The organism is Streptomyces sp. H27-C3 (assembly GCF_030063415.1).
In the GTDB taxonomy this organism is placed as follows: domain Bacteria; phylum Actinomycetota; class Actinomycetes; order Streptomycetales; family Streptomycetaceae; genus Streptomyces.
In genome coordinates this window covers 1-26,601 of the sequence record NZ_JASITA010000013.1, presented here as the reverse complement: position 1 = coordinate 26,601, position 26,601 = coordinate 1, and the positions used below count along the sequence as shown (strand labels likewise).

The 26,601-nt window shown below is 71.3% G+C and carries 25 protein-coding genes and 2 pseudogenes; 15 read left to right on the top strand and 12 right to left on the bottom strand.

What is annotated here, in order from left to right; all coding sequences use genetic code 11:
* Window positions 1-51: 51 nt before the first annotated feature.
* On the top strand, window positions 52-789 hold the full coding sequence (locus QMK30_RS14870; RefSeq protein ID WP_283518335.1) for a class I SAM-dependent methyltransferase: 738 nt from the start codon (window positions 52-54) through the stop codon (window positions 787-789).
* Window positions 786-1,865 (top strand): prenyltransferase/squalene oxidase repeat-containing protein, encoded by a 1,080-nt coding sequence (locus QMK30_RS14865; RefSeq protein WP_283518334.1) that lies wholly within the window; start codon window positions 786-788, stop codon window positions 1,863-1,865. The genes QMK30_RS14870 and QMK30_RS14865 overlap by 4 nt, the downstream gene beginning before the upstream one ends.
* A gap of 35 nt (window positions 1,866-1,900) precedes the next feature.
* On the opposite strand, the gene QMK30_RS14860 is transcribed toward QMK30_RS14865, so the two are convergent.
* Window positions 1,901-2,197, bottom strand: a complete 297-nt coding sequence (locus QMK30_RS14860) for a hypothetical protein (RefSeq protein WP_283518333.1) — start codon at window positions 2,195-2,197, stop codon at window positions 1,901-1,903.
* 180 nt (window positions 2,198-2,377) lie between these two features.
* Between QMK30_RS14860 and QMK30_RS14855 the strand changes: the two genes are divergently transcribed.
* A complete protein-coding gene (locus QMK30_RS14855) occupies window positions 2,378-2,929 on the top strand; it encodes a hypothetical protein (protein ID WP_283518331.1) in 552 nt (183 codons plus the stop codon).
* 106 nt (window positions 2,930-3,035) lie between these two features.
* A pseudogene (locus QMK30_RS14850) lies at window positions 3,036-3,471 on the top strand (hypothetical protein); the annotation flags it as partial.
* A gap of 37 nt (window positions 3,472-3,508) precedes the next feature.
* Here QMK30_RS14850 and QMK30_RS14845 read toward each other — a convergent pair.
* From QMK30_RS14845 to QMK30_RS14825, 5 genes are all read right to left on the bottom strand, one after another.
* Window positions 3,509-4,519, bottom strand: coding sequence for an LLM class F420-dependent oxidoreductase (locus QMK30_RS14845; protein WP_283518330.1), 1,011 nt, complete (start codon window positions 4,517-4,519; stop codon window positions 3,509-3,511).
* Between the two features lie 112 nt (window positions 4,520-4,631).
* Window positions 4,632-5,447, bottom strand: coding sequence for a DUF5336 domain-containing protein (locus QMK30_RS14840; protein ID WP_283518328.1), 816 nt, complete (start codon window positions 5,445-5,447; stop codon window positions 4,632-4,634).
* 420 nt (window positions 5,448-5,867) lie between these two features.
* Window positions 5,868-6,353 carry a hypothetical protein gene (locus QMK30_RS14835; protein WP_283518327.1) on the bottom strand — a complete coding sequence of 162 codons (486 nt, stop codon included), beginning with the start codon at window positions 6,351-6,353 and terminating at the stop codon, window positions 5,868-5,870.
* A gap of 3 nt (window positions 6,354-6,356) precedes the next feature.
* Window positions 6,357-7,331, bottom strand: coding sequence for an N-acetylmuramoyl-L-alanine amidase (locus QMK30_RS14830; RefSeq protein ID WP_283518325.1), 975 nt, complete (start codon window positions 7,329-7,331; stop codon window positions 6,357-6,359).
* A gap of 22 nt (window positions 7,332-7,353) precedes the next feature.
* Complete coding sequence (locus QMK30_RS14825; RefSeq protein ID WP_283518323.1) at window positions 7,354-8,001, bottom strand: class I SAM-dependent methyltransferase; 648 nt, start codon at window positions 7,999-8,001, stop codon at window positions 7,354-7,356.
* Window positions 8,002-8,145: 144 nt separating this feature from the next.
* Here QMK30_RS14825 and QMK30_RS14820 point away from each other — a divergent pair, with 144 nt between their 5' ends.
* From QMK30_RS14820 to QMK30_RS14810, 3 genes are all read left to right on the top strand, one after another.
* Window positions 8,146-10,341 (top strand): acyl-CoA dehydrogenase family protein, encoded by a 2,196-nt coding sequence (locus QMK30_RS14820; protein WP_283518321.1) that lies wholly within the window; start codon window positions 8,146-8,148, stop codon window positions 10,339-10,341.
* Window positions 10,342-10,393: 52 nt separating this feature from the next.
* Window positions 10,394-11,584, top strand: a complete 1,191-nt coding sequence (locus tag QMK30_RS14815; protein WP_283518319.1) for a lipid-transfer protein — start codon at window positions 10,394-10,396, stop codon at window positions 11,582-11,584.
* A 384-nt stretch (window positions 11,585-11,968) separates the two neighbouring features.
* Window positions 11,969-13,399 (top strand): MFS transporter, encoded by a 1,431-nt coding sequence (locus QMK30_RS14810; protein WP_283518317.1) that lies wholly within the window; start codon window positions 11,969-11,971, stop codon window positions 13,397-13,399.
* Window positions 13,400-13,504: 105 nt separating this feature from the next.
* Here QMK30_RS14810 and QMK30_RS14805 read toward each other — a convergent pair whose 3' ends face one another.
* Window positions 13,505-14,110, bottom strand: a complete 606-nt coding sequence (locus QMK30_RS14805) for a response regulator (RefSeq protein ID WP_283518316.1) — start codon at window positions 14,108-14,110, stop codon at window positions 13,505-13,507.
* Window positions 14,107-14,688 (bottom strand): annotated as a pseudogene (locus QMK30_RS14800) (sensor histidine kinase); the annotation flags it as partial. The gene QMK30_RS14805 and the pseudogene QMK30_RS14800, both read right to left, overlap by 4 nt.
* Window positions 14,689-15,218: 530 nt before the next feature.
* Here QMK30_RS14800 and chsH3 point away from each other — a divergent pair.
* The 4 genes from chsH3 (at window position 15,219) to QMK30_RS14780 (ending at window position 18,918) form a co-directional block, all read left to right on the top strand.
* Window positions 15,219-16,073 (top strand): enoyl-CoA hydratase ChsH3, encoded by an 855-nt coding sequence (chsH3, locus tag QMK30_RS14795; protein WP_283518314.1) that lies wholly within the window; start codon window positions 15,219-15,221, stop codon window positions 16,071-16,073.
* 101 nt (window positions 16,074-16,174) lie between these two features.
* Window positions 16,175-17,251, top strand: a complete 1,077-nt coding sequence (locus tag QMK30_RS14790) for a Zn-dependent alcohol dehydrogenase (RefSeq protein ID WP_283518312.1) — start codon at window positions 16,175-16,177, stop codon at window positions 17,249-17,251.
* A 33-nt stretch (window positions 17,252-17,284) separates the two neighbouring features.
* Complete coding sequence (locus QMK30_RS14785; protein WP_283518311.1) at window positions 17,285-18,226, top strand: 3-oxoacyl-ACP reductase; 942 nt, start codon at window positions 17,285-17,287, stop codon at window positions 18,224-18,226.
* 215 nt (window positions 18,227-18,441) lie between these two features.
* On the top strand, window positions 18,442-18,918 hold the full coding sequence (locus QMK30_RS14780) for an ABC transporter permease family protein (RefSeq protein ID WP_283518310.1): 477 nt from the start codon (window positions 18,442-18,444) through the stop codon (window positions 18,916-18,918).
* A gap of 331 nt (window positions 18,919-19,249) precedes the next feature.
* On the opposite strand, the gene QMK30_RS14775 is transcribed toward QMK30_RS14780, so the two are convergent.
* Entirely contained in the window at window positions 19,250-20,392 is a 1,143-nt protein-coding gene (locus QMK30_RS14775; protein WP_283518309.1) for a hypothetical protein, read from the bottom strand.
* A gap of 202 nt (window positions 20,393-20,594) precedes the next feature.
* On the opposite strand from QMK30_RS14775, the gene QMK30_RS14770 reads away from it, so the two are divergent.
* From QMK30_RS14770 to QMK30_RS14755, 4 genes are all read left to right on the top strand, one after another.
* Window positions 20,595-21,626, top strand: coding sequence for an ABC transporter substrate-binding protein (locus QMK30_RS14770; RefSeq protein WP_283518307.1), 1,032 nt, complete (start codon window positions 20,595-20,597; stop codon window positions 21,624-21,626).
* Window positions 21,627-21,703: 77 nt separating this feature from the next.
* A complete protein-coding gene (locus tag QMK30_RS14765; protein ID WP_283518305.1) occupies window positions 21,704-22,588 on the top strand; it encodes a Nif3-like dinuclear metal center hexameric protein in 885 nt (294 codons plus the stop codon).
* A complete protein-coding gene (locus QMK30_RS14760; RefSeq protein ID WP_283518542.1) occupies window positions 22,585-23,328 on the top strand; it encodes a zinc ribbon domain-containing protein in 744 nt (247 codons plus the stop codon). Before QMK30_RS14765 ends, QMK30_RS14760 begins: the two co-directional genes overlap by 4 nt.
* 4 nt (window positions 23,329-23,332) lie before the next feature.
* Window positions 23,333-24,598: a bifunctional RNase H/acid phosphatase gene (locus tag QMK30_RS14755; protein ID WP_283518303.1), complete on the top strand. Its 1,266-nt coding sequence runs from the start codon at window positions 23,333-23,335 to the stop codon at window positions 24,596-24,598.
* A 13-nt stretch (window positions 24,599-24,611) separates the two neighbouring features.
* On the opposite strand, the gene QMK30_RS14750 is transcribed toward QMK30_RS14755, so the two are convergent.
* The 3 genes from QMK30_RS14750 to yaaA form a co-directional block, all read right to left on the bottom strand.
* On the bottom strand, window positions 24,612-24,866 hold the full coding sequence (locus QMK30_RS14750; protein ID WP_283518302.1) for a hypothetical protein: 255 nt from the start codon (window positions 24,864-24,866) through the stop codon (window positions 24,612-24,614).
* A 211-nt stretch (window positions 24,867-25,077) separates the two neighbouring features.
* Window positions 25,078-25,695 carry a bifunctional 4-hydroxy-2-oxoglutarate aldolase/2-dehydro-3-deoxy-phosphogluconate aldolase gene (gene eda, locus QMK30_RS14745; protein ID WP_283518300.1) on the bottom strand — a complete coding sequence of 206 codons (618 nt, stop codon included), beginning with the start codon at window positions 25,693-25,695 and terminating at the stop codon, window positions 25,078-25,080.
* Window positions 25,696-25,755: 60 nt separating this feature from the next.
* Window positions 25,756-26,559 (bottom strand): peroxide stress protein YaaA, encoded by an 804-nt coding sequence (yaaA, locus tag QMK30_RS14740; RefSeq protein ID WP_283518297.1) that lies wholly within the window; start codon window positions 26,557-26,559, stop codon window positions 25,756-25,758.
* Between the last annotated feature and the right edge of the window lie 42 nt (window positions 26,560-26,601).

Genomic DNA, 26,601 nt, shown 5'->3' with positions numbered 1-26,601 from the left:
AACGCGCGCCCGGTGGAACGGCGCCGTCAAACACTCGGAAGGGCAGACCCCGTGCTGACCGTGGATTTCTCCCGCTTCCCGCTCGCCGCGGGCGACCGTGTGCTCGATCTGGGCTGTGGCGCGGGCCGCCACGCCTTCGAGTGCTACCGGCGCGGCGCCCAGGTGGTGGCCCTCGACCAGAACGGCGAGGAGATCCGCGAGGTCGCCAAGTGGTTCGCGGCCATGAAGGAGGCCGGCGAGGCCCCCGCGGGCGCGACGGCCACCGCCATGGAGGGTGACGCGCTCAACCTGCCCTTCCCCGACGCCTCCTTCGACGTCGTGATCATCTCCGAGGTCATGGAGCACATCCCGGACGACAAGGGCGTGCTGGCGGAGATGGTCCGGGTGCTGAAGCCCGGCGGCCGGATCGCGGTCACCGTGCCGCGGTACGGGCCCGAGAAGGTCTGCTGGGCGCTGAGCGACGCGTACCACGAGGTCGAGGGCGGCCACATCCGCATTTACAAGGCCGACGAACTGCTCGGCAGGATGCGGGAGGCGGGCCTCAAGCCGTACGGCACGCACCACGCGCACGCGCTGCACTCGCCGTACTGGTGGCTCAAGTGCGCCTTCGGCGTGGACAACGACAAGGTGCTGCCGGTGCGGGCGTACCACAAGCTGCTGGTCTGGGACATCATGAAGAAGCCGCTGGCGACCCGGCTTGCCGAGCAGGCTCTGAACCCCCTCGTGGGCAAGAGCTTCGTGGCGTACGCGACCAAGCCGCACCTGCCCGCCGCGGCGGGCGCCAAGTGACCTCACCCGGCCGCACCGACCACCTTGTCCTGCCCGGCGTGCTGACCGCCGACGAAGCCGCCGAGACCGTATCCGGGATCCTCGCCGTGCAGCGCGAGAACGGCGCCATACCGTGGTTCCGGGGCCATCACCTCGACCCGTGGGACCACACCGAGGCCGCCATGGCACTCGACGCGGCCGGTGAGCACGAGGCCGCCGCCCGTGCCTACCAGTGGCTCGTCGAGAACCAGAACGAGGACGGCTCCTGGTACGCGGCGTACGACGACAACGACGGGCTGCGGCCCTCCGACCGGGGCCGCGAGTCCAACTTCTCCGCGTACATCGCGGTAGGCGTCTGGCACCACTACCTGGCCACCGGCGACGACGCGTTCATCGACCGGATGTGGCCGACCGTGTTCGCGGCGACCGAGTTCGTACTCGCACTGCAGCAGTCCGGTGGTCAGATCGGCTGGAAGCGCGAGTCCGTCGAGGACGGCGGAGCCCCCGTCAACGACGCGCTGCTGACCGGCAGTTCCTCCATCCACCAGGCGCTGCGCTGCGCACTGGCCGTCGCCGAGCAGCGCGAAGAGCCGCAACCCGACTGGGAGTTGGCGGTGGGCGCGCTGCGGCACGCCATCCAGCGGCACCCGGAGCGGTTCCTGGACAAGAGCCGCTACTCGATGGACTGGTACTACCCGATCCTGGTGAGCGCGGTCACGGGGCCGGAGGCCAAGACGCGGCTGGAGGCGGAGTGGGACCGCTTCGTGGTGCCCGGCCTCGGCGTGCGCTGCATCGACCCCAACCCCTGGGTCACCGGCGGCGAGAGCTGCGAACTCGCCCTCGCCCTGTGGGTGATGGGGGAGTCCGACCGGGCCCTGGAGATCCTCCAGTCCATCCAGCACCTGCGCGCCGACAACGGCATGTACTGGACGGGATACGTCTACGAGGACGACGCGGTCTGGCCGCGCGAGCAGACGACCTGGACCGCGGGATCACTCCTGCTCGCGGTGGCCGCGCTCGGCGGGGACGAGCCGACCACGGCCGTCTTCAGCGGCGAGCGGCTGCCGCTCGGGCTCGCCCCCGACTGCTGCGGCTAGCGGGTGTGTCCGCCCCGAGGGGCGGACACCCGGCATCAACCGCGGCGCAGGCGGCCCGCGATGGCGTGCCCGATGAACAGGTACACCACTGCGGCGAGGCCATAACCGCACACCACGCGCGCCCATGCCTCGTCGAACGTGAACAGATCGTACGACCAGCCCGCGAGCCAGCGGGCCGCGTCGTGGATGAACTCGACGAGGTCGTTCCCGCGGTTCGCGTCCAACAGGTACATCACGATCCACAGGCCGATGATGAAGGCCATGACGTCGGCGACCACCTGAATGATCGTGGCCACCGGATTGCCGCTTCTCGTTCTGGTTCTGGAAGACATGCTCTACGGGTTGCCCCACGGAGAGTGGTTAAACGCCGCATAAGGCCGCTGTTCCGCACGCCCGTGCTCCACGCCCCACGGCCGGCGCCCCGGGCGGCGCCCTCCGGGATGCACGCGGGCGGTGGCCGGGTGATGCTGCGGACAGTGCTGTCGATCACCACCCACCCTGGAGGCAATGCCGTGCCCGCATCCACCCCGGTACGCCGCGCCCTGGTCGCGCTGCTGCTGACCTGCGCCCTTCTGGTGACCACCACCGCGTGCGGCGGCGACGACAAGGACGGCGCGGCGGCCACCCCGTCCGGTTCGGCGACGGGATCTGCCGAGGAGCAGAAGCTCGCCAAGACGCGCTTCGTCGCCAACGCGGGGCTCGCGGCGGGAGCGACGTACCAGTGGATCGTCAAGCCGTTCCGTGCGGGCAAGTTCAAGAAGGGCGCCGACGGGCGCAGGGTCGCGCTGGTCAAGGCGGGGCTCGCGGGAGCCTTCACGTACAACAGGCTCAACGCGGCGGTGAAGAACGCCAAGGGCGACGAGCTGCTGTCCAAGGCGGTGGCGCCGCTGACCGCGGGCATCGAGTCGATCAAGGGTCTAGGGGCGAAGCTGCGCAAGGGCGAGGCGGGCGAGTCGGACGTCGGCGCCTTCGAGAGCATCATCAACAGTGTGAAGAACGCGGGCAAGGACGCGGGCGCCGAAGTGACGAACAAGGTTCCCTCGACCTCCCAGCTCACCGGCTGACGCGTTTAAAGTGCGTCCATGACTGATTTGGTGGATGACCGCTTCTCTGACGAAATCGTCCGGCAGACCGACCTGTTGAGGGCGGTTCTGGTCGGGGGACGGCACGGTGGCCTTCTGGGCCCGCCGCATGGTCCACGAGACGGTGATCCACCGCGCGGACGCGGCCATCGCCGCCGGGATCACCTTCGAGGTGGAGCCGGACGTCGCGGCGGACACGATCGACGAGTGGCTTGAGATCGTCGCCCGGACCCAGTCCACCGGTACGGACCCGGAGGTGAACGAGCTGCGGGGCGGAGGCTGTTCCCTGCACCCGCACCTGCACGCGACGGACGTGCCCGGCGCGGAGTGGCTGATTGAGTTCGGCGAGGACGGCTTCAGCCGGCGCCGGGCCCATGAGAAGGCGACGGTCGCGCTGCGTGGCCCGCTCACCGACGTGCTCCAGGTCTTCTACCGGCGGCCTGCCCGCCGACAGTGACCGGGTGGAGGTACTGGGCGACGCGCAGCTCCTGGACTTCTGGCTGGCGCGGGCCTCGTTCGGCTGAGGCGCGCGGCTCCCCACCGCCCGCGCGCCGGGGTGGTTCAGCTGTTCAGCTCCGCCAGCACGCGCAGGGTGTGCGGGTCCGGGGCCGTCACCAGGAGGTCGGTGACCGGGCCACCGCGCCACAGCTCCAGGCGCTCCGCGATGCGTTCGCGCGGTCCGACCAGGGAGATCTCGTCGGCGAACGCGTCCGGCACCGCCAGTACCGCCTCTTCCTCGCGGCCCGCCAGAAACAGCTCCTGGACCCGGTGGGCCTCCGCCTCGAAGCCCATCCTGGCCATCAGGTCGGCATGGAAGTTGCGGGTCGCGTGGCCCATCCCGCCGATGTACAAGCCCAGCATCGCCTTGACCGGCAGCAGTCCCTCGGCGACGTCGTCGCAGACCTGCGCCCGCGCCATCGGCGCGATCATGAAGCCCTCGGGGACGCCGGCCAGCGACGCCTCGTACACATCGGCGCGGGTCGGCGACCAGTACAGGGGCAGCCAGCCATCGGCGATCCGCGTCGTCTGGGCGATGTTCTTGGGCCCCTCCGCGCCGAGCAGGATGGGGAGGCCGGCGCGCAGCGGGTGGGTGATCGGCTTCAACGCCTTGCCGGTGCCGGTGCCGTCCTCACCCCGGTACGGGTGCGAGTGGAAACGGCCGTCGATCTCCACGGGCGCCTCGCGCCGCAGCACCTGGCGGATCACCTCGACGTACTCGCGCGTCGCGGTGAGGGGGCTGGCGGGGAAGGGCCGTCCGTACCAGCCCTCGACCACTTGCGGTCCCGACAGGCCCAGGCCGAGCATCATCCGGCCGCCGGAGAGATGGTCCAGGGTCAGGGCGTGCATCGCGGTGGCGGTGGGGGCGCGGGCGGCCATCTGGGCGATCGCGGTGCCGAGCCTGATGCGGGAGGTGTGCGCCGCGATCCAGGTGAGCGGCGTGAACACGTCCGAGCCCCACGCCTCCGCCGTCCATACGGAGTCGTAGCCGAGGTTCTCGGCCTCGCGGGCGAGATCGAGATGACGGGGGTCGGGGCCCCTGCCCCAGTAGCCCAGCGCGAGTCCGAGACGCATCCCTGAATCCCTCCAGACGCAGCTTTATGACGATCCGTCAGGTCGCTGACTGTACGACAACGGCCCCCCGCCCGGAAGGGGCGAGGGGCCGTTGCCGAAGCTGCTGCGGGTGTCAGCCGCGCTGGATACCGGTGGTGTCCTGCAGGACACCACGACGGCCGTCCTGCGTCTGCGCGACCAGCGCGGCGCCGCGCTGGTCCACGGCCAGGTACCAGGTGCCGGGCGCGAGCTCGGCGATCGGCGTCGGCGAACCGTCCTCGGCGTACAGCGGACGGGCGACCGGGACCGCGAACCAGAACGGCGCGAAGTCTCCGGCGGGCGCGGCGGCGGCAGCCTGCGGCGCCGGGGCGGCCTGCGCCTGCTGCGGCTGACCCTGCTGGCCACCGGGGAAGCCGTAGCCGCCGGACTGACCGGGAGCCGGCTGGCCCGGCTGGCCGCCGTAGGGCTGCTGCTGAGCACCGGGGTAGCCGTACCCGCCGGTGCCGGGCTGACCGGGCTGGCCGCCGTACGGCTGCGCGACCTGCGGCTTCGGGGCGCTCAGCAGCGGGGCCTTGAGGGCCGGGACGAGCGGGGACGCGACGGCGCCGGCCGCGAGCACGAGGGTGGCGAGCAGGCCGAGGATGAGGCCGGCGCCCGCGTCACTGATGTCGAGGATCGTCCAGAAGGCCGTCCACAGCGAGAAGACCGCGAGGGCGACACCGAACTGCCCGAGGTCCAGACCGGCGACCTTGCGCCCCGGCAGGGCGCGGCTGACCACGATCAGCGTCGCGGCGATGACGCCGGCGAGGTAGATGCTCATCAGCAGACCCAATGAGTCCCACGCGTTCGCATCGAATGTGTCGGTGTAGTCGAGAAATGAGGCGATGAACAGCACCACGGCTGCTCCGATCACTACGCCATCGCCTCGACTGAGGGAGCGGATGTTCACGTTGAAGGTCCTTCGTCGGTCGTCTCGTCCGGGCGGTGAGCACTGACGCAAACGTGTGCGGTATGCGATGGCGCAAGACAGGGTTTAGGTGCGGACGTTGTATGGATGGAACCTATCGTCTAGTCGGCCGGGGGCCACCAGTGCGCCGTCAATCCGTCGCCTTTGGGTGTTTAGTGTCGAACCTGGCAATTCGCCCCGTTTGGTCCCGTGAGCGCAGCGCACTCTGTGCGGCTGATGTTTGGCGAGATTTATCTGTCACTGGTTTTGATTCGAGAGGGGTAATTTTCCGCGAGCTTCCTGAAGTGGCTCGCGTCACTTCGATTGTGTTGTTATTCCCCTAGACGCCCATCTTCTGTCTCGCCCCCCCCTTTGTGGGGGCCTTGGGGGGATTTTCTATCTACTTCAGTTGGCCTCTCTGGTTTAGGGGTAGGGGAAGTGTGAGAAAAGGTAGAATCGCGTCTGCGGGCAGTCCTGATGACGTCTGTGTTGGGGGTGGTTTTTGCGAGTAGCCCGGCCTTCGCTGCGCGAGAAATCGGCCATACCGTGGCCGACAATCCGATGGGCGGGCATGGTTCTGGGTGGTTCAATGGGAATGGCGATGCGCTCACGGCCTGTGACGCGGATGCGGATGGCTATGGTGTTCGTGTAACCCTGTACACGTGGGATGGCGACAGGAAGATCAAGAGCGTTTTCGCAGGTGGGAATGGGAGGTGCGTGCGTAACACTGCAAATATCGAGGAAGGTGTTTACCTCTATATCAAAGTCTGCATGGCGAGTAACGGCGCCCAGTTCGCGTGCCGGAAATCCGCGAATGGCCAGTCCTGGTTTGACTTCGGACGGTTGATCGCCGCTCTGTGTCTCGTGGGCGCTCCGTTTTAAAGGATCGGTTGTACGCTTCGGCATCATTGGCTACTCTTTGAGGTAGCTGATGATGCCGTCCGCGATTCCCTGCGCCGCCTTCTGGCGCCAGCTCTCGCTTGTCAGCAGAGCGACGTCATTCGGATCACGCATATTGCCGCATTCGATGAACACTTTGGGCACAGTCGTCAAATTGAGACCACCGAGGTCCTTCCGGACGTCCAATCCGGTGCCCCCGCCGACGTAGTTGGATGGCATGCTGCCCGTCGCCCGTACGAAGTTCCCCGCGATGCGCTCGCCGAGTTCACGGGACGGGCCGACGATCTTCGTGGTGTCCGATGCACCCCCCTTGACCAGGGCGGGCAGGATCACATGAAAGCCGCGGTTGCCGACGGCGGAGCCGTCCGCGTGCACGGAGACGGCCGCGTCCGCCTTCGCCTCGTTGCCGATACGGGCCCGCTCGTCCACGCACGGGCCGAACGGGCGGTCGCCGTTCTGTACCAACTTGACTGTCGCGCCCTGCCGCTGGAGCAGGGCGCGCAGCTTGCGTGAGACATCGAGGGTGAACGCGGCCTCGGTGTAACCCGCGTTGGTGGACGTGCCGGTGGTGTCGCACTCCTTGCGGTTCGTGCCGATATCCACGAGCTTGTTGATCTCGCGCGTGTGCTGGAAGTTGCCCGGGTTGTGCCCAGGGTCCACGACCACCACCCGGCCCGCCAGCGGACCGGTCCCGGCCGGCTTGTCGTCCCTGTTGTCGGCCTTGGTGCCGGAGGGGGAGACGGCGGCCGACGGTGTGGCCGGGCCGGAAGTTTTCGGAGTGGCGCTCGTCGGCGGTGCGGCGCTGGAGCCGGCGGCGGACTGGCTGGGCACCGGCATGACCTTGGGCGGCTCGCCGTCCTCGGGGCCGCTCATCGCCTGCCAGACGAGCCAGCTCGCCAGCGCGGTCGGCACCAGGGCGGCGACGGCCACGGTGAGATTGCTGCGGCCGAAGCGGCGCGGGGCGGGGGGAGGGCTGTCGTACGACACCCGGTGATGTTATCGGGACCGCTCAGATCCCCGAGGACGTACGTCGCAGGACGCGCAGGGAGTCGGTCGCCGATACGTCGGTGAAGGAGCCGGAGGCCAGGGCGCGGAGGTGGACGCGGTGCGGGGCCTGGCCGCCGTCCGCCGGGTCGGGGAAGACGTCGTGGATGACCAGCAGGCCACCCTCGGCGACGTGTGGCGCCCAGCCCTCGTAGTCGCCGTTCGCGTGCTCGTCGGTGTGCCCGCCGTCGATGAAGGCGAGCCCGACCTTGCCACCCCAGACGGCCGCGACCTGTGGTGAACGCCCGACGATCGCGACCACGTGGTCCTCCAGGCCCGCCTTGTGCAGGGTGCGGCGGAAGGTCGGCAGCGTGTCCATCCGGCCGACCTCGGGGTCCACGACGCTCGGGTCGTGGTACTCCCAGCCCGGCTGCTGCTCCTCGCTGCCGCGGTGGTGGTCCACGGTGACGGCGACGGTCCCGGCCTCCCGGGCGGCGTCGGCGAGCAGGATCGTGGAGCGCCCGCAGTACGTGCCGACCTCAAGCAGCGGCAGCCCGAGCGTGCCCGCCTCGGCCGCGGCCGCGTACAGCGCGAGGCCCTCGCGCAGCGGCATGAAGCCCTTGGCGGCCTCGAAAGCGGCGAGCGTCTGCGGCTTGGGAGCGGCGGCGGCCATGGGTCCTCCTGGATGTTCATGCGGGTGCGCGAGTGCGGCTCATCGTGCCGTACGGGGGAGTCGGCCCGGCAATCCGCCCCCGGTTACCAGGAGCTTTACCGCCTGACCTTCCGTCGGAATGGAACGTGTTCTAGTGTGCGCGCCATGGGCATCGGAATCACGCGTGAGCAACGCGAGTTGGCCGAGGCGGTGCGTGGCTGGGCCGCGCGGACCGTACCTCCGCAGGACGTACGCAAACTTCTCGACGCGGAGCCCGGGCAGCCCGGCAGACCCGCCCACTGGGACGGTCTCGCCGACCTGGGGCTGCTCGGGCTGCATCTGCCCGAGGAGTACGGCGGCGGGGGCGGCGGGCTGCTCGACCTCGCCGTCGTCCTTGAGGAGACCGGTCGGGCCGCGCTGCCTGGGCCCTTCCTGCCGAGCGTGCTCGCCTCCGCCGTACTGCACCGGGCCGGGCGGCGGGAACTGGCGACCGCGCTCGCGGCGGGCGAGCGGATCGGAGCCGTGGCGCTCGGCCCCGGCACCCTCACCGCCGTGGCGGTGGAGGGCGGCGGGCATGTGCTCGAAGGGACCGCGCCCCCGGTGCTCGCGGCGGCGCAGGCCGACCTGATCGTGCTGGTCGCCGACGCGGCGCACGGCCCGGTCTGGCTCGCGGTGGACGCCTCCGCGCTCGCGGTGCGCGCCCAGGAGAGCGCGGACCCGACCCGGCCGACGGCGGAGGTGGTGGCGCGGGGCGTAGAGGTCCCGGCGGGCCGGGAGCTCGGCGTGGACACCGCGCTCGTACGGGACCTGGCGGAGCTGCTGTACGCGGCGGAGGCGTGCGGGACGGCGGGCTGGGCGCTGCACACGGCCGTCGAGTACGCGAAGGTACGCGAGCAGTTCGGACGCCCCATCGGGCAGTTCCAGGGCATCAAGCACCTCTGCGCCGACATGCTCGTACGCGTCGAGCAGGCGCGCGCACTGGTGTGGGACGCGGCGCGGGCGGCCGACGAGGACGCGGGCACGGACGGTCCGGATGCCCCGACCGCCGAGGTGCGCACGCTCACCGCCGCGCTCGCCGTGTCCTCCGCCGTCGACGCCGCCTTCAGCTGCGCCAAGGACTGCGTGCAGATCCTCGGCGGCATCGGCTTCACCTGGGAACACGACGCCCACCTGTATTTACGCAGGGCGCTGGTCGCACGGCAGCTGCTCGGCGCGGGCGACGCGCACCGGCTGCACGCCGTACGGCTCGCGGCCGGCGGTGTGCGCCGGGAGCTCCGGCTGGAGCTGCCCCGGTCGGCGGACGCGTACCGGGAGCAGGCGCGTGCGGCGATCGCGGGGGCGCGCGGACTCGACCCGGGCGCCGCCCGCCGCACCCTCGCGCCCACCGGGTACGCCGCCCCGCACCTGCCCGAGCCGTACGGTCTTGGCGCCGGGCCCGTGCAACAGCTCGCCGTACAGCGGGAAATACGTGACGCGGGCGTGAAGGTGAGCGAGCTGGGGATCGGCACCTGGGTGGTGCCCTCGCTCCTCGCGTACGGGACACCGGAGCAGCAGGAGCGCTACCTCGCGCCGACACTGCGCGGCGAGGTGCTGTGGTGCCAGCTGTTCTCCGAGCCGGAGGCAGGATCGGACCTCGCGTCGCTGCGGACCAGGGCCGAGCGGACGGACGACGGCTGGCGGATCAACGGCCAGAAGGTGTGGACGAGCGCGGCCCAGTGGGCCGACTACGGGATTCTGTTGGCCCGTACGAACCCGGACGCACCCAAGCACGAGGGGCTCACCTACTTCGTCCTCGACATGAAAACCACCGAGGGCATCGACGTCCGGCCGCTCAAGGAGATCACCGGGGACGCGCTCTTCAACGAGGTCTACTTCGACGACGTACTGCTGCCCGCCGACGCGGTGGTGGGACAGGTGGACGACGGCTGGAAGGTCGCCCGCAACACCCTCGGCAACGAACGCGTCCACATGGCCGACCAGATGACTTTCGACACCGGGCTCGAAGCGCTGATCGAACGGTCCGCGGAACTGGACGGCGCGTACCGGGCGCGCATCGGGGCGCTCGCGGCCGAGGCGCACGCCCTCGCCTGCATCGGGCTGCGCACGACCATCCAGCAGGTCTCGGGGCTCGAACCGGGCGCGGGCGCCAGCATCCGCAAGCTCGTCCAGACCCCGCACCAGCAGAAGGTCGCCGAGCTGGCCCTCGAACTGCTCGGTCCCGGGGGCGCGGTGCGCGAAGGGGCGGGGGAGCGGGCCGTGCACGGCTTCCTGATGTCCCGCTGCCTGACCATCGCGGGAGGCACCACCCAGGTTCAGCTCAATGTCGTCGCCGAGCGCATCCTCGGCCTGCCGCGCGACTGAAGAGCGTGACCGGATGCGACCGGACGTGAGCCGGAGAAGAGATGGGGAGAGCATGAAGGCGTACATCATCGGTGTCGGGATGACGAAGTTCGAGAAGCCCGAGAGCCGTGACTGGCAGTACTGGGACATGGCCAAGGAGGCCGGGACCAAGGCGCTGGCCGACGCGGGGATCTCGTACGAGCAGGTCCAGCAGGTGCCCGTCGGGTACTGCTTCCAGGCCTCCACCGCCGGCCAGCGCGCCGCGTACGAACTCGGCCTGACCGGTGTCCCCGTCTACAACGTCAACAACAACTGCGCGACGGGCTCCACGGCGCTGATGATGGCCAGGCAGTTCGTCGAGGGCGGCATCAGCGACTGCGTCCTCGCGCTCGGCTTCGAGAAGATGAAGCGGGGCGCGCTCGGCGGGGGCACGGACGGCGGAGACTTCGCGACCTCTCCGGTGGCGCGGCACTACGGTGTCATGGCTGCCGGGCACGGCTTCGAGATGACCCCGCCCACCGCGCAGATCTTCGGCAACGCCGCCCGTGAGCACATGGAGCGGTACGGCACGACCGAGGCGCAGCTCGCCGCGGTCGGCGCCAAGAACCACCGGCACTCCGTCAACAATCCGTACGCCCAGTTCCAGGACCCGTACACCGTCGACGAGATCCTCGCCGCGAAGACCATCCACCGGCCGCTCACCAAGCTCCAGTGCTCCCCGACCTCCGACGGGTCGGCGGCGGCGGTCGTCGTCTCCGAGCGTTTCGTCGTCCAGCACGGCCTGCACGACAAGGCCGTCGAGATCGCCGCGCAGTCCATGACGACGGACACCGAGGAGAGCTTCGCCTCGGGCTCGTGCATCGATGTGGTCGGCAAGCCGATGTCGCGGGCGGCGGCGCGGCAGGTGTACGAGTCCTCCGGTCTCGGTATCGAGGACGTCGACGTCGTCGAGCTGCACGACTGTTTCTCCGTCAATGAGCTGCTGACGTACGAGGCGCTGGGCATGTGCGCGGACGGCGAGTCCGGGAAGCTCGTGGAGAGCGGTGCGACGACGTACGGGGGGCGCTGGGTCGTCAATCCGTCGGGCGGGCTGATCTCCAAGGGGCATCCACTGGGCGCGACGGGCCTCGCGCAGGCGGCGGAGCTGACGTGGCAGTTGCGCGGGGAGGCGGGGGCGCGGCAGGTGGAGGGGGCGCGGGTCGGGCTCGCGCACAACATCGGGCTGGGGGGTGCGGCGGTGGTGACGGTGTTGCGGCGAGGGTGAGCGGGGGGTGGGGGACGGGGTGCGGGTGCCTGCGGCGGGGCCTTGGTGCGGGATGCCTGCGGCGCTGTTCCCCTACCCGCCCCTTCCTGTAACTGGGGGTCCGCCCCAGACCCCGGTCCTCAAACGCCGGACGGGCTGGAGGTTGCCGGATGCTGCGCACATTCAGCCCGTCCGGCGATCGAGGACACGCCCGTAGGGCGTCCCGGGCGTCCCGGGGGTCCCGGGCCTGCCCCGCCACGCGGCGGCAGCCGCAAATGTCACAGCGGGAAGGGGCGGGTATGAGGACAAGCCCGCCGCAGGCGCCCCCATGTCGCGGCCTAGGTCTCTGGAACCCCGCCGCCTGCTTCGAAATGCGCATGTGCGGGGCACTCGAATGCTGCGACCATGACGCCCATGGTCCAAGCCCCTTCCGAAACCGTCATACCCCCCGCCCGCACCCGCACCCGCACCTGGCTCGTCGTCCTCGCGGCCTGCGCCGGGCAGTTCCTCGTCGTCCTCGACGTCTCCGTGGTGAATGTCGCGCTGCCGTCGATGCGGGCCGACCTCGGGCTCAGCGCCGCCGGCCTGCAATGGGTGGTCAACGCGTACGCGATCGCCTTCGCCGGCTTCATGCTGCTCGGCGGGCGGGCCGCGGATCTCTTCGGCCGCAAGCGGACTTTCCTGGTCGGGCTCGGACTGTTCACCGCGGCCTCGCTCGCGGGCGGACTCGCGCAGGAGGAGTGGCATCTGCTGGCCGCCCGCGCGGTGCAGGGGCTGGGCGCGGCCGTCCTCGCGCCCGCCACGCTCACCATCCTCACCTCGGCCGTCCCTGAGGGCGCGGCCCGTGCGCGGGCCATCGGAACCTGGTCGGCGGTGGGCGCGGGCGGCGGGGCCGCGGGCGGGCTCGTCGGCGGCGTACTGACGGACGGACTGTCCTGGCGCTGGGTGCTGCTGATCAACGTACCGATCGGCGCGCTGGTGCTGGCCGGGGCCGCCGTGTGGATCGTCGAGAGCCACGCCAGGGACGGCCGGCGGCTCGACCTGCCCGGCGCGCTGCTGGTCACGGCCGGTCTCGCGACCCTCGCGTACGGGATCGTGCAGACCGAGGCGGAGGGCTGGGGCGCGGCGGCGACGCTGGTGCCGCTCGTGGCCGGTCTGCTGCTGCTCGGCCTCTTCGTCGTGGTGGAGGCGCGGACGAGGGCGCCGCTGATGCCGCTCAAGTTCTTCCGCATCCGGGCGGTGTCGGCGGCGAACGCGGCGATGTTCGTGAACGGCTCCGCGATGTTCGGCATGTGGTTCTTCATGACGCTGTACGCCCAGAACGTCCTGGGCTACACCCCGCTCGGCGCCGGGCTCGCCCTCATCCCCAGTTCCCTGAGCGTGGTCATCGGCGCGAAGCTCGCCCCGCGCCTGATGGCCAGGGCCGGTGCGCGCCGGGTCGCGATCATCGGCAGCCTGGTGGCCGTCGTGGGCATGGCCTGGCAGTCCACGATGGGCGCCGACGGCACGTATCTGACGGCCGTCCTCGGCCCCGGCATCCTGATGATGCTGGGCGCCGGGCTCGCTGCGACCCCGCTGGCCTCGCTGGCCACCTCGGCAGGAGCGCCGGGCGACGCCGGGCTCCTGTCGGGCCTGATCAACACCTCGCGCACGATGGGCGGCGCCCTGGGCCTGGCCGTGCTCTCGACGATCGCGGCGTCCAGGACCGACGGCGCGGTGAGCGCGGAGGCGCTGACGGCCGGTTACGCGCTGGCGTTCCGGGCGGGAGCGGCGGCGCTGTTGGCCGGGGTGGTGCTGATGCTGATCTGGCTGCCGCGGCGCAAGCGCGCGGCGTAAGGGCGCGGTGCGGGGCCCTTACAACGGCGGGACCGGGCGCAGCGCCGACGGCCGGACCCAGAGCCGGGCGCGCGGCCAGTCCCGCGGCCGGTTCTCCACCCGGTTCTACAACCAGCCCTGCTGCCGCGCCGACCGCACCGCCTCCATGCGGTTACGGGTGCCGGTCTTGCCGATCGCCGCCGAGAGGTAGTTGCGTACCGTCGACTCCGGCAGGTGCAGCTTCGTCGCGATGTCGGCGACGGTCGCCCCGTCCACGGAGGCGTTCAGTACGTCGCACTCGAGCGCGGTGAGCGGGCTCGGCCCCGCGCTGAGCGCGGCGGCGGCCAGTGCGGGGTCAATGACGGTCTCGCCGGTCAGCACCCTGCGGATCGCCACCGCCAGCTCATCCACCGGGCCGTCCTTGACCAGGAAGCCCGCCGCCCCGGCCTCCATCGCGCGCCGTAGATGGCCGGGCCTGCCGAAGGTGGTGAGGATCAGCACCCGGCAGTCCGGCGCCTCGTCACGCAGCAGCGCCGCGGCGTCGAGCCCGCTGAGGCCCGGGAGTTCGATGTCGAGCAGCGCCACATCGGGGCGCGACAGCAGCGCGGCGTTCACGATCTCGTCGTCGGCCCCCACCTGCGACACCACCTCGATGTCCTCCTCCAGACCGAGCAGCAGCGCCAGCGCGCCGCGCATCATGCCTTGGTCCTCGGCGAGGAGAACTCTGATCACGGGGTGGGCTCCAGTTCCAGGACGGTTCCGACGGGCAGTTCGGCGCTCACCAGGAAGCCGCCGCGGGTGGAAGGCCCGGCGTCGAGTGTCCCGCCGGCCGCCGCGAGGCGCTCGGTGAGGCCCTTCAGTCCCGTGCCGCCGATCCGGCCGACCGGCTGCTCGGAGCCTACGCCCCGGCCGTTGTCCGTGATCTTCATATGGACGCGTTCGGGTGAGCTGTCCACCCTGAGGTCGCAGCGCGTCGCACCGCCGTGCCGTACGACGTTGGTCACGGCCTCCCGCACCACCCAGCCGAGCAGCGCCTCCGGCTGCGGGGCGAGCGGGGTGCCCGCGCGGCGTACGGCCGCTTCGATGCGGGCGGCGTCGAGCACCGAGCGGGCCCCGGCCTGCTCGGTGGCCAGGCTGCCCTCGCGGTAGCCGGTGACCGCCTCGTGGATCTCGGTGAGGGCCTGGCGGCCCACGGACTCGATGTCGGAGACCTGGGTCAGCGCGGCGGCCAGGTCGCGCGGGGCCAGGCGGCGGGCGGCCTCGGACTTCACCACGATCACCGAGAGGGTGTGCCCGAGGAGGTCGTGCAGCGGGTTCGGGGTGTCGGCCCGCAGGAGATTGGCCAGGCCGAGCAGCATCCACGGCAGCAGCTCGCAGCCGTCCGGCGCTCCCGGGAGCTGATATCACTTCCACTTCTTCGGTCCGCTCATGGTCGAGATCATGCCGTCTCCCGCAGGATCATCCGCTCCCCCCGCAGTCGCCGTCCTTGCACGATCGCGCGGCCTCCCCGCGCGGCGGTGCGAGGACGCTCCTGCTTGCTTCCGCGAGGCTCGGCGCGGGCGTTTCGTCCTGTGCCGTCGTCATGTCAAGGACGCTACGGAGTCCACCGACGCCCCGGCAGACGCGCATGTACGGACTCGGACGGGACAAAAGTACCGGGCCTATCTGACGTGGCGTCAGCAGTCTTCACAAGTATCCGGGCGTGCGTTATATATAGGGGCCATCGGCCTAGAACGCGTTCTAGAACGGGCGGTTCGCGGCCGATCCCGTACGACCTCGGTGTGGCCGGCGGTGCGGACGGTCGCACCGAGGTCTTCTCTCCCTCAAGGAGCACGCATCCATGCCCATCGATGCCGCCAAGGCCGTCGCCGCAGAGCCCCGATCCGGCGAGATCGCCTGGGACCACAAGGACATTCAGCTCTACCACCTCGGCCTCGGCGCCGGCCTTCCCGCCACCGACCCCGACGAGCTGCGCTACACCCTTGAGTCCACGTTGCACGTCCTGCCGAGCTTCGCCACCGTCGCGGGCGCGGGCATGGCCTCGCTCGGCGGACTCGCGGCGCCCGGCATCGACGTGGACCTCGCACAGGTGCTGCACGGCGGCCAGTCCGTCGAGCTGCACCGGCCGATCCCCGTCAAGGGCAGGGCCCTTCAGACTTCCAGGGTCGAGGCGGTGTACGACAAGGGCAAGGCGGCCGTCATCGTGCTGCGCACCGAGGCGGCCGACGACGCGGGCCCCCTGTGGACCTGCGACGCGCAGATCTTCGTACGCGGCGAAGGCGGCTTCGGCGGCGAGCGCGGGCCCTCGCAGCGGCTCGAACTCCCCGACCGCACACCGGACGTGACCGTCGAGAAGCCCATCCGTGAGGATCAGGCGCTCCTCTACCGGCTGTCCGGCGACTGGAACCCGCTGCACGCGGACCCCGAGTTCGCCAAGCTCGGCGGCTTCGACCGGCCCATCCTGCACGGCCTGTGCTCGTACGGGATGACACTCAAGGCCGTCGTCGACACCGTGCTCGACGGCGAGGTCGCGCGGGTGACGTCGTACAGCACCCGCTTCGCCGGGGTCGTCTACCCGGGCGAGACCCTGCGCGTCCGAATGTGGCAGTCGCCGGGGCGCGTCCAGGTGTCGGTCACGGCCGTGGAACGTGACGACGCGCCGGTCCTGGCCGACACCACCGTCGTACACACCTGAGGTCCGGACATGTCTGAGGTCGCACACACCTGAGCACAGGTCGTACAGAGGTCGCACCGAGGTCGTACCGAGTCGTACACACCTGAGAAGGGAGCCGTACCGTGCGCGCAGCCGTACTGCACGAGATAGGGCAGGACAAGCTCGAAGTACTCGACGACATCGAGACCGTGGGCTTCGGTCCCGGCAAGGTCAAGCTCCGCATCCGGGCCACCGGACTGTGCCACTCCGACATCTCCGCGATGAACGGCGTGCTGCCGCAGCCCGCGCCCTTCGTCCCCGGCCACGAGGGCGCGGGCGAGGTCATCGACATCGGGGACGGCGTCACCGGGCTGAGCCAGGGGGACCGGGTGCTCGTCTGCTGGCTGCCCGCTTGCGGCGCCTGCGCGTCGTGCAAGCGCGGTCAGAGCCACCTGTGTCTGGCCAGCCTGATGAACTCCGGCGTCCCCAACTTCAAGCGCCCCGGCGGTGAGGTCTTCGGCTTCGCCGGGACCGGCACCTTCACCGAGGAGGTCGTGGTCGGCGCCGGCTGCGCCGTCCCGATCCCCGACGACGTGCCGTTCGAGATCGCTGCCCTCATCGGCTGCGGCGTGACCACCGGACTCGGCGCGGCCATCAACACCGCCCAGGTGGAGGCTGGTTCATCGGTCGCCGTCATCGGCTGCGGCGGTGTGGGCATCTCGGCGATCCAGGGGGCGCGGGTGCAGGGCGCCGCGCAGATCGTCGCCGTCGACCCGGTCGCCCCACGGCGCGAGGCGGCGCTCAAGTTCGGTGCGACCGAGGCCGTTTCGCCCGACGAGCTCGCCGACGCCAAGCAGCGGATCACCGCGGGCGAGGGCTTCGACTATGTCTTCGAGGTCGTCGGCAAGTCAGCCACCGCGCGCACCGCGTACGAGACGACCCGCCGCGGCGGCACCCTGTGCATCGTCGGCGCCGGCGCCATGGACGACCTCTTCCAGGTCAACATGTTCGAGCTGTTCTTTGACGAGAAGCGGATCCTGCCGTCCATGTACGGCGGCGGTGACGTGCTGCGTTCGTACGAGCGGGCCATCGCCCTGTGGCGCGCGGGCCGGATCGACCTGGCGGGCCTGATCACCCACCGGGTGCGGCTCGACTCGATCAATGACGCCCTGGACCAGATGCGCACCGGCGAGGCCCTGCGCACCTGCATTGAAATCTGAGAACACAGAATCCGAGGACACGAAGGGACCTGCATGTCACTGCCACTCGAAGGCCTGTCCGCGATCGTCACGGGCGCGGGGCGCGGCCTGGGCCGGGCGGAGGCCCTGGAACTGGCCCGGCTCGGCGCGAGCGTCGTCGTCAACGACTATGGGCAGCCGGGGCGCGACGGTTCGGGCGAGGCGTCGGCCGCACCCGCCGATGAGGTCGCCGCCGAGATCCTCACCTCCGGCGGGCAGGCCGTCGCGCACCTCGGCGACGTCTCGGACCACGAACAGGCCGGTGGGCTCGTCCAGTTGGCTGTCGACACGTACGGAAAGCTGGACATTCTGGTCAACAACGCGGGCATCCTCCGCGACCGGATGGTGTTCTCGATGACCGAGGACGAGTGGGACTCGGTGATACGCGTCCACCTCAAGGGGCACTTCAACACCACCCACTTCGCCTCGGTGCACTGGCGCGCCCGCTCCAAGGAGGCGGGCGGACCGGTCTACGGCCGTATCGTCAATACGTCGTCGGAGGCCTTCCTCGCGGGCTCCGCGGGCCAGCCCAACTACGCGGCGGCGAAGGGCGGCATCGTCGGCCTCACCACCTCGACGGCGCTGGCGCTGGGCAAGTACGGCGTCACGGCCAACGCGATCTGCCCGCGCGCCCGCACCCGGATGACCGAGGACGTCTTCGCGGGATTCGCCGAGCCGACGGGCGGACAGCTCGACGCGCTCGCCCCCGAGCACGTCTCCCCGCTGGTCGGCTACCTCGCGTCCCCTGCGGCGGCCAAGGTCAACGGCCAGCTCCTGGTCGTCCACGGCGGCATGGTCGCGATCGTCGAACGCCCCAAGGTGGCGGCCAAGTTCGACTCGGCGAAGGAGACCTTCACCTTCGACGAGCTGGACGAGCTGATCTCCCCGTACTACGAGGAGCGGCCCGCGCGCGAGACGTTCGCCGCGGCCGAGGTGCTGGGTCTCAAGCGGTCCTGAGGCCGGTCCTGAGGCGGCAACGCGGGGGCCTGGGACCGGGCCCCTGGGCCCCCGCGTACCTCGTTGACAGCTTGGCTCCCTCTGACTGTCTTCTGTCGTTCTTCAGCTTCACGGGGGATCAATGAGCGGGCCGCCGCCGCCACAGCACACCCCGTACAACCCCTACAACCAGGCGCCGCCGATGCAGCCGGGCGGGCCGTACCCCGCCGCAGCCCATGCCCTTCGGGCCACCGCCGCAGGCCCGCCGGGGCAGCCCGGTCGGGGCTGTCTTCCTCGCGTTCTTCGCCTCGGTCGTCGTCTCGGTGATCTACGGCGGCATCATCGTGGCCACCTACAAAAACCGGACGCCGGACTCGGTGCACACCCTCTATGTGGTGCACGCGCTCATCAACGGGGCTGTCGTCGGCGCGCTCATCGGCCTGGTGGCGCGCCGCAGCGTCGGCGCGCAGGTCACCGGGGCCGTCATCGCCCCGCTCGGCGCGTTCTTCGGGTACGCCAACGCCATGCCGTTCGTCGTGGCCGCGCAGCAATCTCCGTCGGTCCTCGGGGGCGTGCTGGCCCACGACCCGCTCTTCCCGGCCAGGGCTTGGTGGGGCGGTCAGGCAGGCACCGAGTGGATCTCGCTGCTCGGTCTGGTGGCCGCCGCGGTCGCCGCCTGGGGTCTCGCGTACGCGGTCGGCAGGCGCCGCTGACCCGCACGGCCAACAGCGAAGGGCCCGTACCGAATTGCTCCCGGTACGGGCCCTTCGCCCTCACATCCCTATCGGCCGTTGCCGTCTGTCGGCTTCCGGCGGTGGCGGCCATAGGCCTCGGCCGCCGAGTCCTCCGTATTCGCCGCCCCGCCTCGGTGCTTTCCTGAGCCGTCGGCCTCGCTCTGTGAGCGCCCCTGGGCCGGGTCGGTTCCGGTTTCGTACATGGTGGGAAGTCACCCCATAGTGATCGCTGTTTGCACGTACATGAACCATGACCGGCATCGTCACCGTGGGCATCCGGCCGGTACGGCTCGTAGTCCAGGGTGAAAGTCTAACCAGCCGTGACGCGCCCCGTGAGCGGCGCCTGCTGCAGTGGCACTGGCTTGCGCACCACCAGAGGCGCGGAGCCGCCGGACGGTTCCCCACCTGCGGCTTCCTCCACCGCTTCCGCTGGTGCGGGGCGTGTGACCATGGGCGGCGGCGCCTGCGCGCGGGCCACCCCGCACGGCACGGCGGCGGTCGCGTACGGCAGCTGAAGCACCCCCTCCCGCGTCCAGATCCCGGCCCCCGCCAACCACCCACCGGGCGCCGCCACTTGGGTCAGCTGCCGCTCCGCGGGCCGCCACATCCCCAGCCAGGTCCCCGCCGCCCCGTCGACTCGCAGCGCCACCGCGCAGCTCTCCGGCATCAGCACCTGACCCGGCTGCACGGCGAACGGGGAGAGCGCCGCGTCCGCGAGCCGCAGACACTCCGGGAAGCGCACCGGGCGGTGGCTGCCGAGGACCCCCCACCCCAGCCGGTCGTGCCCCGGCGCGTCCGAGCGGATCAGCAGCAGCCCGCTGTCCGCGTCGGCGAGCAGCAGCCGGTCGTTGCTGCGCTCCGCGATCTGCAGCAGGGGCGTCGTCTCGCCGCCCCGCTCCAGGTCGACCGCCACCGCCTTGGTGACCCCCTCGCTCTCCCGGTCCAGGGCCAGCATCCGCCCCGTGCGGTCGAGCCACACGCCGCCCGAGCAGCGCCCCGCCACCTCCGCGACGTGCTCGGGTCCGAAGGCGCCGCCCGCCACCTGCCACACCGCGGTGGACCGCTCGCCCACGGCCAGCGCGTAGGCGCTGAAGCCGTCCGGCGCGGGCGGCAGCAGGGTCAGGTGCCCGCACTCGACCGCGCCGACCGGCAGTTCCCCCGTCGCGGGTCCCGTCGGATAGAGCAGCGAGAAGGCGTGCCGTCCGTCCACCCTGCGGTGAATGAGCACCCTTCCGTCCGTCAGTGGCAGCAGTCCGGTGTCCGGCTCCTCGGGCTGGTCCGCCGGCAGCGGTACGGCGTAGGGCTCGGGTCCGTCGAGCGTCCAGCGCTCCGGGAACCGGGCCTCGCCCTCACCCGCCAGCCGCGCGGCGTAGGAGCCGTCCGCGGTGATCGTGAACATCGCCGCTCCCACCGCGTCGTCGGATGCGGCGGTCTCGATGGCACAGGCCGTCATCGGTAACTCACCTCCGGCGACTGAAGCTAGTTTTCGCACTTCCTGCCGAACAACACGAGACCGCCCTCTTCACACATATGGGTGGCTATTACGTGCTTCGGCTGAGAATGGGGGGGCGTGTGTGCTGAGCGATGCGCCGGCGGCGGTAAGTTAGGTTCCCCTAAGTCTCGAGTACCTCGCTCAGCCCTGTCAGGAGCCCTTGATGTCCATGCGACGCCGCGGTACCGCCGCCGTCTCTCTGGCGGTGGCCGCCGCGCTCTCCCTCGCGGCCTGCGCCAGCGACGGCGGCAGCGACAGGAGCGCGAAGAGCGGTGGCGGCAAGGAAGCCGTGGCGCAGGGCGGCAAGGGTTTCGGCGACGCCGCGAAGAAGACCGCCGCGTACGGCACAGACGCCGAGCCGGGGCAGTTCCCGCGCACCGTCACCCACGCCATGGGCAAGACCGAGGTGAAGACCAAGCCCCGGCGCGTGGTCGTCCTCGACGTCGGTGAGCTCGACAACGTCGTCTCGCTCGGCATCAAGCCCGTCGGCTACGCGCCGACCGAGGGCGACGACGGCATCCCCGGCTACCTCAAGAAGGTCGCCGGCAGCCCCAGGAGCGTCGGCACGATCAACAGCCTCAACCTCGAAGCGATAGCGGCCCTCAAGCCCGACCTGATCCTCGGCAGCCAGTTGCGCGCCGCCGACAAGTACCAGGAACTGTCGACGATCGCGCCGACCGTCTTCGCCATCCGTCCGGGCTTCACCTGGAAGGAGAACTACGCCCTGAACGCCGCGGCGCTGGACAGGACGGCCGAGGCGAAGGCCGAGCTCGCCGCGTACGACAAGAAGGCCGGCCGGCTCGGCAGGGACATCGGCGGGGGAAAGCCGACCGTCTCGATGGTCCGCTACCTGCCGGGCAAGATCCGTCTGTACGCCAAGGCCTCCTTCATCGGCACGATCCTCGACGACACCGGCCTGCCGCGGCCCAGGAACCAGCAGGTCGACGACCTCGCGGCGGAGATCAGTCCGGAGAAGATCGACGACGCGGACGCCGACTGGATCTTCACCGGCGTCTACGGCGACCCCAAGGCCACCAACCAGGACAAGGCCGAGGACAACGCCCTCTGGAAGAAGCTCGACGCCGTCAAGAACGGCCGCGCCAAGGACGTCCCGGACGAGACCTGGTACCTGGGCCTGGGCGTCACCGCCGCGAACAAGGTCCTCGACGATCTCCGCGGCCACCTCGTGAAGTAGCGGCCCGCCACCCCGCCCGCAGGCCGGGCGTCCAAGCCATGGCCAACGGGGCACTGTGTGCAGGTAGCCTTTCCCCCGTGCCCCGTCTGTCTGAAGTCATCGCCGCGCTCGACGCCCTCTGGCCACCGGAGCGGGCCGAGAGCTGGGACGCGGTCGGTACGGTCTGCGGGGATCCGGACGCCGAAGTGACCCGCGTCCTGTTCGCCGTGGACCCCGTCCAGGAGATCGTCGACGAGGCCGTGAAGCTCGGCGCGAACCTGCTCGTCACCCACCACCCGCTCTATCTGCGCGGTACGACGACGGTCTCGGCCGGCACCTTCAAGGGCCGCGCCGTGCACACCCTGATCAAGAACGACATCGCGCTGCACGTCGCCCACACCAACGCCGACACCGCCGACCCCGGGGTGTCCGACGCCCTCGCGGGTGCGCTCGGCCTGAAGGTCACCGGGCCCCTGGTGCCCGACCCCACCGACCCCCAGGGCCGCCGCGGCCTCGGCCGGATCTGCGAGCTCGACCCCCCGGCCACCCTGCGCCACTTCGCCGCGCGCGCCGCGGCCCGGCTGCCCGCCACCGCGCAGGGCGTCCGCGTCGCCGGTGACCCGGACGTGATCGTGCGTACGGTCGCGGTCAGCGGCGGCTCCGGCGACGGCCTCTTCGCCGACGTACGGGCGGCGGGCGCCGACGTGTACCTCACGGCGGACCTGCGCCACCATCCGGCATCCGAGGCCCGCGCGCAGAGTCCCCTCGCGCTGCTCGACGCCGCGCACTGGGCCACCGAGTGGCCCTGGTGCGAGCTGGCCGCCGCGCAGCTCGACGAGATTTCCGACCGCAACGGATGGGACCTGCGGGTCCACGTCTCGACGCAGGTCACCGACCCCTGGACTTCCCCCCACCCCCCCCCCCCCCCCCTCCCCCCGAGCGCCCCGCGCGCCCCCCTTGATCCTTCTGGAGCCCCCAACTGAACGCCGCGCCCGCCGACCAGATCCGTCTCCTCGACGTCCAGGCCCTCGACCTACGCCTGGCGCAGCTCGCGCACCGGCGCACGTCGCTGCCCGAGCACGCCGAGCTCGACTCGCTCACCAAGGACCTCATCCAGCTGCGCGACCTGCTCGTCGCCGCGCAGACCGAGGAGAGCGACACCGCCCGCGAGCAGATCAAGGCGGAGCAGGACGTCGACCAGGTGCGCCAGCGCGCCGCGCGCGACCAGCAGCGCCTCGACTCCGGTGCCGCCATGTCCCCCAAGGACCTGGAGAACCTCCAGCGCGAGATCGTCTCGCTCGCCAAGCGCCAGGGTGACCTGGAGGACGTCGTCCTCGAAGTCATGGAGCGCCGCGAGTCCGCCCAGGAGCGGGTCACCGAACTGACCGCCCGGGTCTCCTCCGTCCAGGCCAAGGCCGACGACTCGGTCGCGCGCCGCGAGGCCGCGTACAAGGAGATCGACGGCGAGCAGGCCACGCTCACCAAGGAGCGCGAGGTCGTCTCCGGGGTCGTCCCCGCCGACCTGCTGAAGCTGTACGAGAAGCTGCGCGTCCAGCAGGGCGGTGTCGGCGCGGCCCGGCTCTTCCAGCGCCGCTGCGAGGGCTGCCGTCTTGAGCTCAACATCCACGAGATCGGCGTGGTGCGCGCCGCCGCCCGCGACGAGGTGCTGCGCTGCGAGAACTGCCACCGCATCCTGGTCCGTACGTCCGAGTCCGGTCTGTAAGCGGATGGGACGCAGCCTCGTCATCGAGGCCGACGGCGGCTCCCGGGGCAACCCGGGGCCCGCCGGCTACGGCGCGGTCGTGCTGGACCCCACCACGGGGGAGACGCTCGCCGAGGCCGCCGAGTACATCGGCGTGGCCACGAATAATGTCGCCGAATACAAGGGCCTGATCGCCGGACTGCGCGCCGCCAAGGCGCTGGACCCCGAGGCCAGGGTGCACGCCCGGATGGACTCCAAGCTCGTCGTCGAGCAGATGTCGGGCCGCTGGAAGATCAAGCATCCGGACATGAAGCCGCTCGCCGCCGAGGCCGCGACGATCCTGCCGCGCGCCCAGGTCACGTACGAGTGGATCCCCCGGGAGAAGAACAAGCACGCCGACCGGCTCGCCAACGAGGCGATGGACGCGGGCAAGAAGGGCAAGCAGTGGGAGCCTTCGGCCTCCATGGCGGCCCTGAAGTCCGGTCCCGCCCGTGAGCGCGTGCTGCCGCCCTCGGGTCCGCCCGGCGACGCGGCGGCGGGCGCTGCCAAGGCGCGGGCGGCCATGGTGGGCGCCGCGGTGCCCACCCAGACCCTGCTGACCCTGCCGGACGAGGACGAGAGCACCGAGGCGCCGCCCGCCGTGGGCTGGGGCGCGGCGGCCGACCTCGGCTCGCCCACGACGTTCGTCCTGCTGCGGCACGGCGAGACCGCTCTCACCCCCGAGAAGCGGTTCTCCGGCAGTGGCGGCACCGACCCGCGGCTGTCGGCGGCCGGCCGCCGACAGGCCGAGGCGGCAGCCGCCTCGCTCGCCTCGCGGGGCACGGTCCAGGAGATCGTCAGCTCCCCGCTGCGCCGCTGCCGTGAGACGGCGGACGCGGTTGCCGCCCGGCTCGGCCTGGACGTGCGGGTCGAGGACGGCCTGCGCGAGACCGACTTCGGCGCGTGGGAGGGCCTGACGTTCGCGGAGGTCCGCGAGCGGCACCCGGCCGACCTGGACGCGTGGCTCGCCTCCCCGAAGGCGGCCCCGACGGGCGGCGGCGAGAGCTTCGCGACGGTGGCCCGCCGGGTCTCGGCGGCGCGGGACCTGATGCTGGAGCGTTTCGCGGGCAGGACCGTCCTGCTGGTCACCCACGTCACCCCGGTCAAGACGCTGGTCAGGCTCGCCCTGAACGCCCCGCCCGAGTCCCTGTTCCGCATGGAGCTCTCACCGGCGTCGTTCTCGGCGGTGGCGTACTACGCGGACGGCAACGCGTCGCTGCGCCTCCTGAACGACACCTCGCACCTGCGCTGACCGCGCACCGGCGTCAAGTGGCCCGGTCCGCCGCTTCCCGTACGACGTCGTCGTACATCAGGAAGAGGCGCGGCCGGGCTTCGGCGTTCCCGTCGGCGCTCTCCTGGCCCCCCAGCAACGACCAGCGGCGGGCGGTGAGTTCACGGGCCACCGCGCCCGCCCATGGCCGGGGCAGCAGCTCCGGGGGAAACCACACCGCCGACGCGAGGGCCGACCTGCGTGCGCTGCGCGGTGTGCCGGTGCCGCCGGCCCTCGCGGGCCACGACATCAACGTGGACACCGCCGCGACCGGGAAGGTCTACCGGGAGGTGCTCGACGGCCCCGCCGCGCTGGAGGTGCCCGACTGTCCGGACGCGGCGCACTCGATGGCCAAGCAGGCGGTGGAGGCGTCGGAAAACGAGGCTGACGCGGGGTCCGTGGGACCCGGCGCCGGTACGACCGTTGACCGTGCTGAGGGCCGTGGCGGTGGCGGTGGCGGGTCAGCCGCGCAGGGCCGCCGCCTCCCGGGCCAGCGTCTCGACGCGCGCCCAGTCCTTCGACGCGATCGCGTCGTCCGGCAGCATCCAGGTGCCGCCCACGCAGCCCACATTGCCCAGCGCCAGATAAGACGGCGCCGAGGCGAGCGAGATGCCGCCCGTCGGGCAGAAGCGGGCCCGGGGGAGCGGGCCCCCGAGGGACTTGAGGTAGGCGGTGCCGCCCGCGGCCTCCGCCGGGAAGAACTTCATCTCGCTCACACCGCGCTCCAGCAGCGCCACGACCTCCGAGGTCGTGGAGACGCCGGGCAGGAACGGCACGCCGGACGCCTTCATCGCGTCCAGCAGCCCGTTCGTCCACCCGGGGCTCACCAGGAACTGCGCTCCGGCCGCGACCGCGTCGGCCACTCCGGCCGGCGAGATCACCGTGCCCGCGCCCACCACCGCGCCGGGCACTTCCGCCGCGATCGCGCGGATGGAGTCGAGGGCGGCGGGCGTCCGGAGGGTCACTTCGATCGCCGGGAGCCCGCCCGCCACCAGCGCACGGGCCAGCGGCACCGCGTCGGCGACGTCATCGAGGACCACGACAGGGACGACGGGAGCAAGGTCGAGCACGGAAGTCATGCGCCCATCTTGCCGCGCACCAGGCGTTCTATGCAACGAGCGTTGCGCAACGCGCAACGCTCAGTGGATCTGGCTGACCACCACGTCGAGCCCCCACGGCTTCCCGCCCTTGGCCGGAGCCGCGACCTCCACCACATACCCCAGGTCCCGCAGCGTCCCGACCAGCTCGGCAGGCCCCTTCGGCGTCGCCCCGGCCATCAGCAGGTCCCGTACGATCCGGCCCTTGGTCGCCTTGTTGAAGTGGCTGACCACGGATCTCTTCTCGAACCCGGCCGCGTCGATCTGCGAGTGCAGCACCCGCACCGTCGCGGTCCGCCCCGCGACCTCACCCGTCGGCCGCCAAGCCGTCGCGTACGCCGCCGACCGCAGGTCGAGAACCAGCCCGTCCCCGGCGACCACGGGCAGCTCGGCCTCCATCGGCCCGCGCCAGTACGCCCCGAGCGCGCCGAGTCCCGGCAGCTTCACGCCCATCGAGCAGCGGTACGTCGGAATCCGGTCGCCCACCCGCACCGCGCCCCACAGCCCCGAGAACACCAGCAGGGAACGCCCGGCCCGCCGCCGCGCGGCGGTGTCCAGCGAGGCCAGGTTGAGGGCGTCGTACAACACCCCGGTATAAATCTCTCCGGCCGGCCGCGCGCCGGCGGTCCGCAGCTCCAGGTTCTTGGCGACCTCGCCGCGCAGTCCTTCGCTCAGCCCGAGGACGATCCGCGCCTTCTCCTCGTCGGCGGCGCACAGCTCCACCAGCTCGTCGCGCACCGCGGCCCGCGCCCCGGCCAGTCCCGGCAGGGACAGCGACTCCGGCTTCAGGGGCGCGCCGCGACCCCCGGCGGCCTTTCCTTCGGACGGCGGCAAGAGGACGAGCACAGGGGTTCTCCTTCGTACGACGCGAACCACACAACGGTAGTC

What these genes read in the sequence shown, in the direction of transcription:
- QMK30_RS14860 (WP_283518333.1), bottom strand. Translation starts at nt 2,197, where the DNA reads ATGTCTTCCAGAACCAGAACGAGAAGCGGCAATCCGGTGGCCACGATC.
- QMK30_RS14845 (WP_283518330.1), bottom strand. Translation starts at nt 4,519, where the DNA reads ATGCGTCTCGGACTCGCGCTGGGCTACTGGGGCAGGGGCCCCGACCCC.
- QMK30_RS14835 (WP_283518327.1), bottom strand. Translation starts at nt 6,353, where the DNA reads ATGATGCCGAAGCGTACAACCGATCCTTTAAAACGGAGCGCCCACGAG.
- QMK30_RS14825 (WP_283518323.1), bottom strand. Translation starts at nt 8,001, where the DNA reads ATGGCCGCCGCCGCTCCCAAGCCGCAGACGCTCGCCGCTTTCGAGGCC.
- QMK30_RS14820 (WP_283518321.1), top strand. Translation starts at nt 8,146, where the DNA reads ATGGGCATCGGAATCACGCGTGAGCAACGCGAGTTGGCCGAGGCGGTG.
- QMK30_RS14815 (WP_283518319.1), top strand. Translation starts at nt 10,394, where the DNA reads ATGAAGGCGTACATCATCGGTGTCGGGATGACGAAGTTCGAGAAGCCC.
- QMK30_RS14810 (WP_283518317.1), top strand. Translation starts at nt 11,969, where the DNA reads ATGACGCCCATGGTCCAAGCCCCTTCCGAAACCGTCATACCCCCCGCC.
- chsH3 (WP_283518314.1), top strand. Translation starts at nt 15,219, where the DNA reads ATGCCCATCGATGCCGCCAAGGCCGTCGCCGCAGAGCCCCGATCCGGC.
- QMK30_RS14785 (WP_283518311.1), top strand. Translation starts at nt 17,285, where the DNA reads ATGTCACTGCCACTCGAAGGCCTGTCCGCGATCGTCACGGGCGCGGGG.
- QMK30_RS14780 (WP_283518310.1), top strand. Translation starts at nt 18,442, where the DNA reads ATGCCCTTCGGGCCACCGCCGCAGGCCCGCCGGGGCAGCCCGGTCGGG.
- QMK30_RS14775 (WP_283518309.1), bottom strand. Translation starts at nt 20,392, where the DNA reads ATGACGGCCTGTGCCATCGAGACCGCCGCATCCGACGACGCGGTGGGA.
- QMK30_RS14770 (WP_283518307.1), top strand. Translation starts at nt 20,595, where the DNA reads ATGTCCATGCGACGCCGCGGTACCGCCGCCGTCTCTCTGGCGGTGGCC.
- QMK30_RS14755 (WP_283518303.1), top strand. Translation starts at nt 23,333, where the DNA reads ATGGGACGCAGCCTCGTCATCGAGGCCGACGGCGGCTCCCGGGGCAAC.
- QMK30_RS14750 (WP_283518302.1), bottom strand. Translation starts at nt 24,866, where the DNA reads ATGTCGTGGCCCGCGAGGGCCGGCGGCACCGGCACACCGCGCAGCGCA.
- eda (WP_283518300.1), bottom strand. Translation starts at nt 25,695, where the DNA reads ATGACTTCCGTGCTCGACCTTGCTCCCGTCGTCCCTGTCGTGGTCCTC.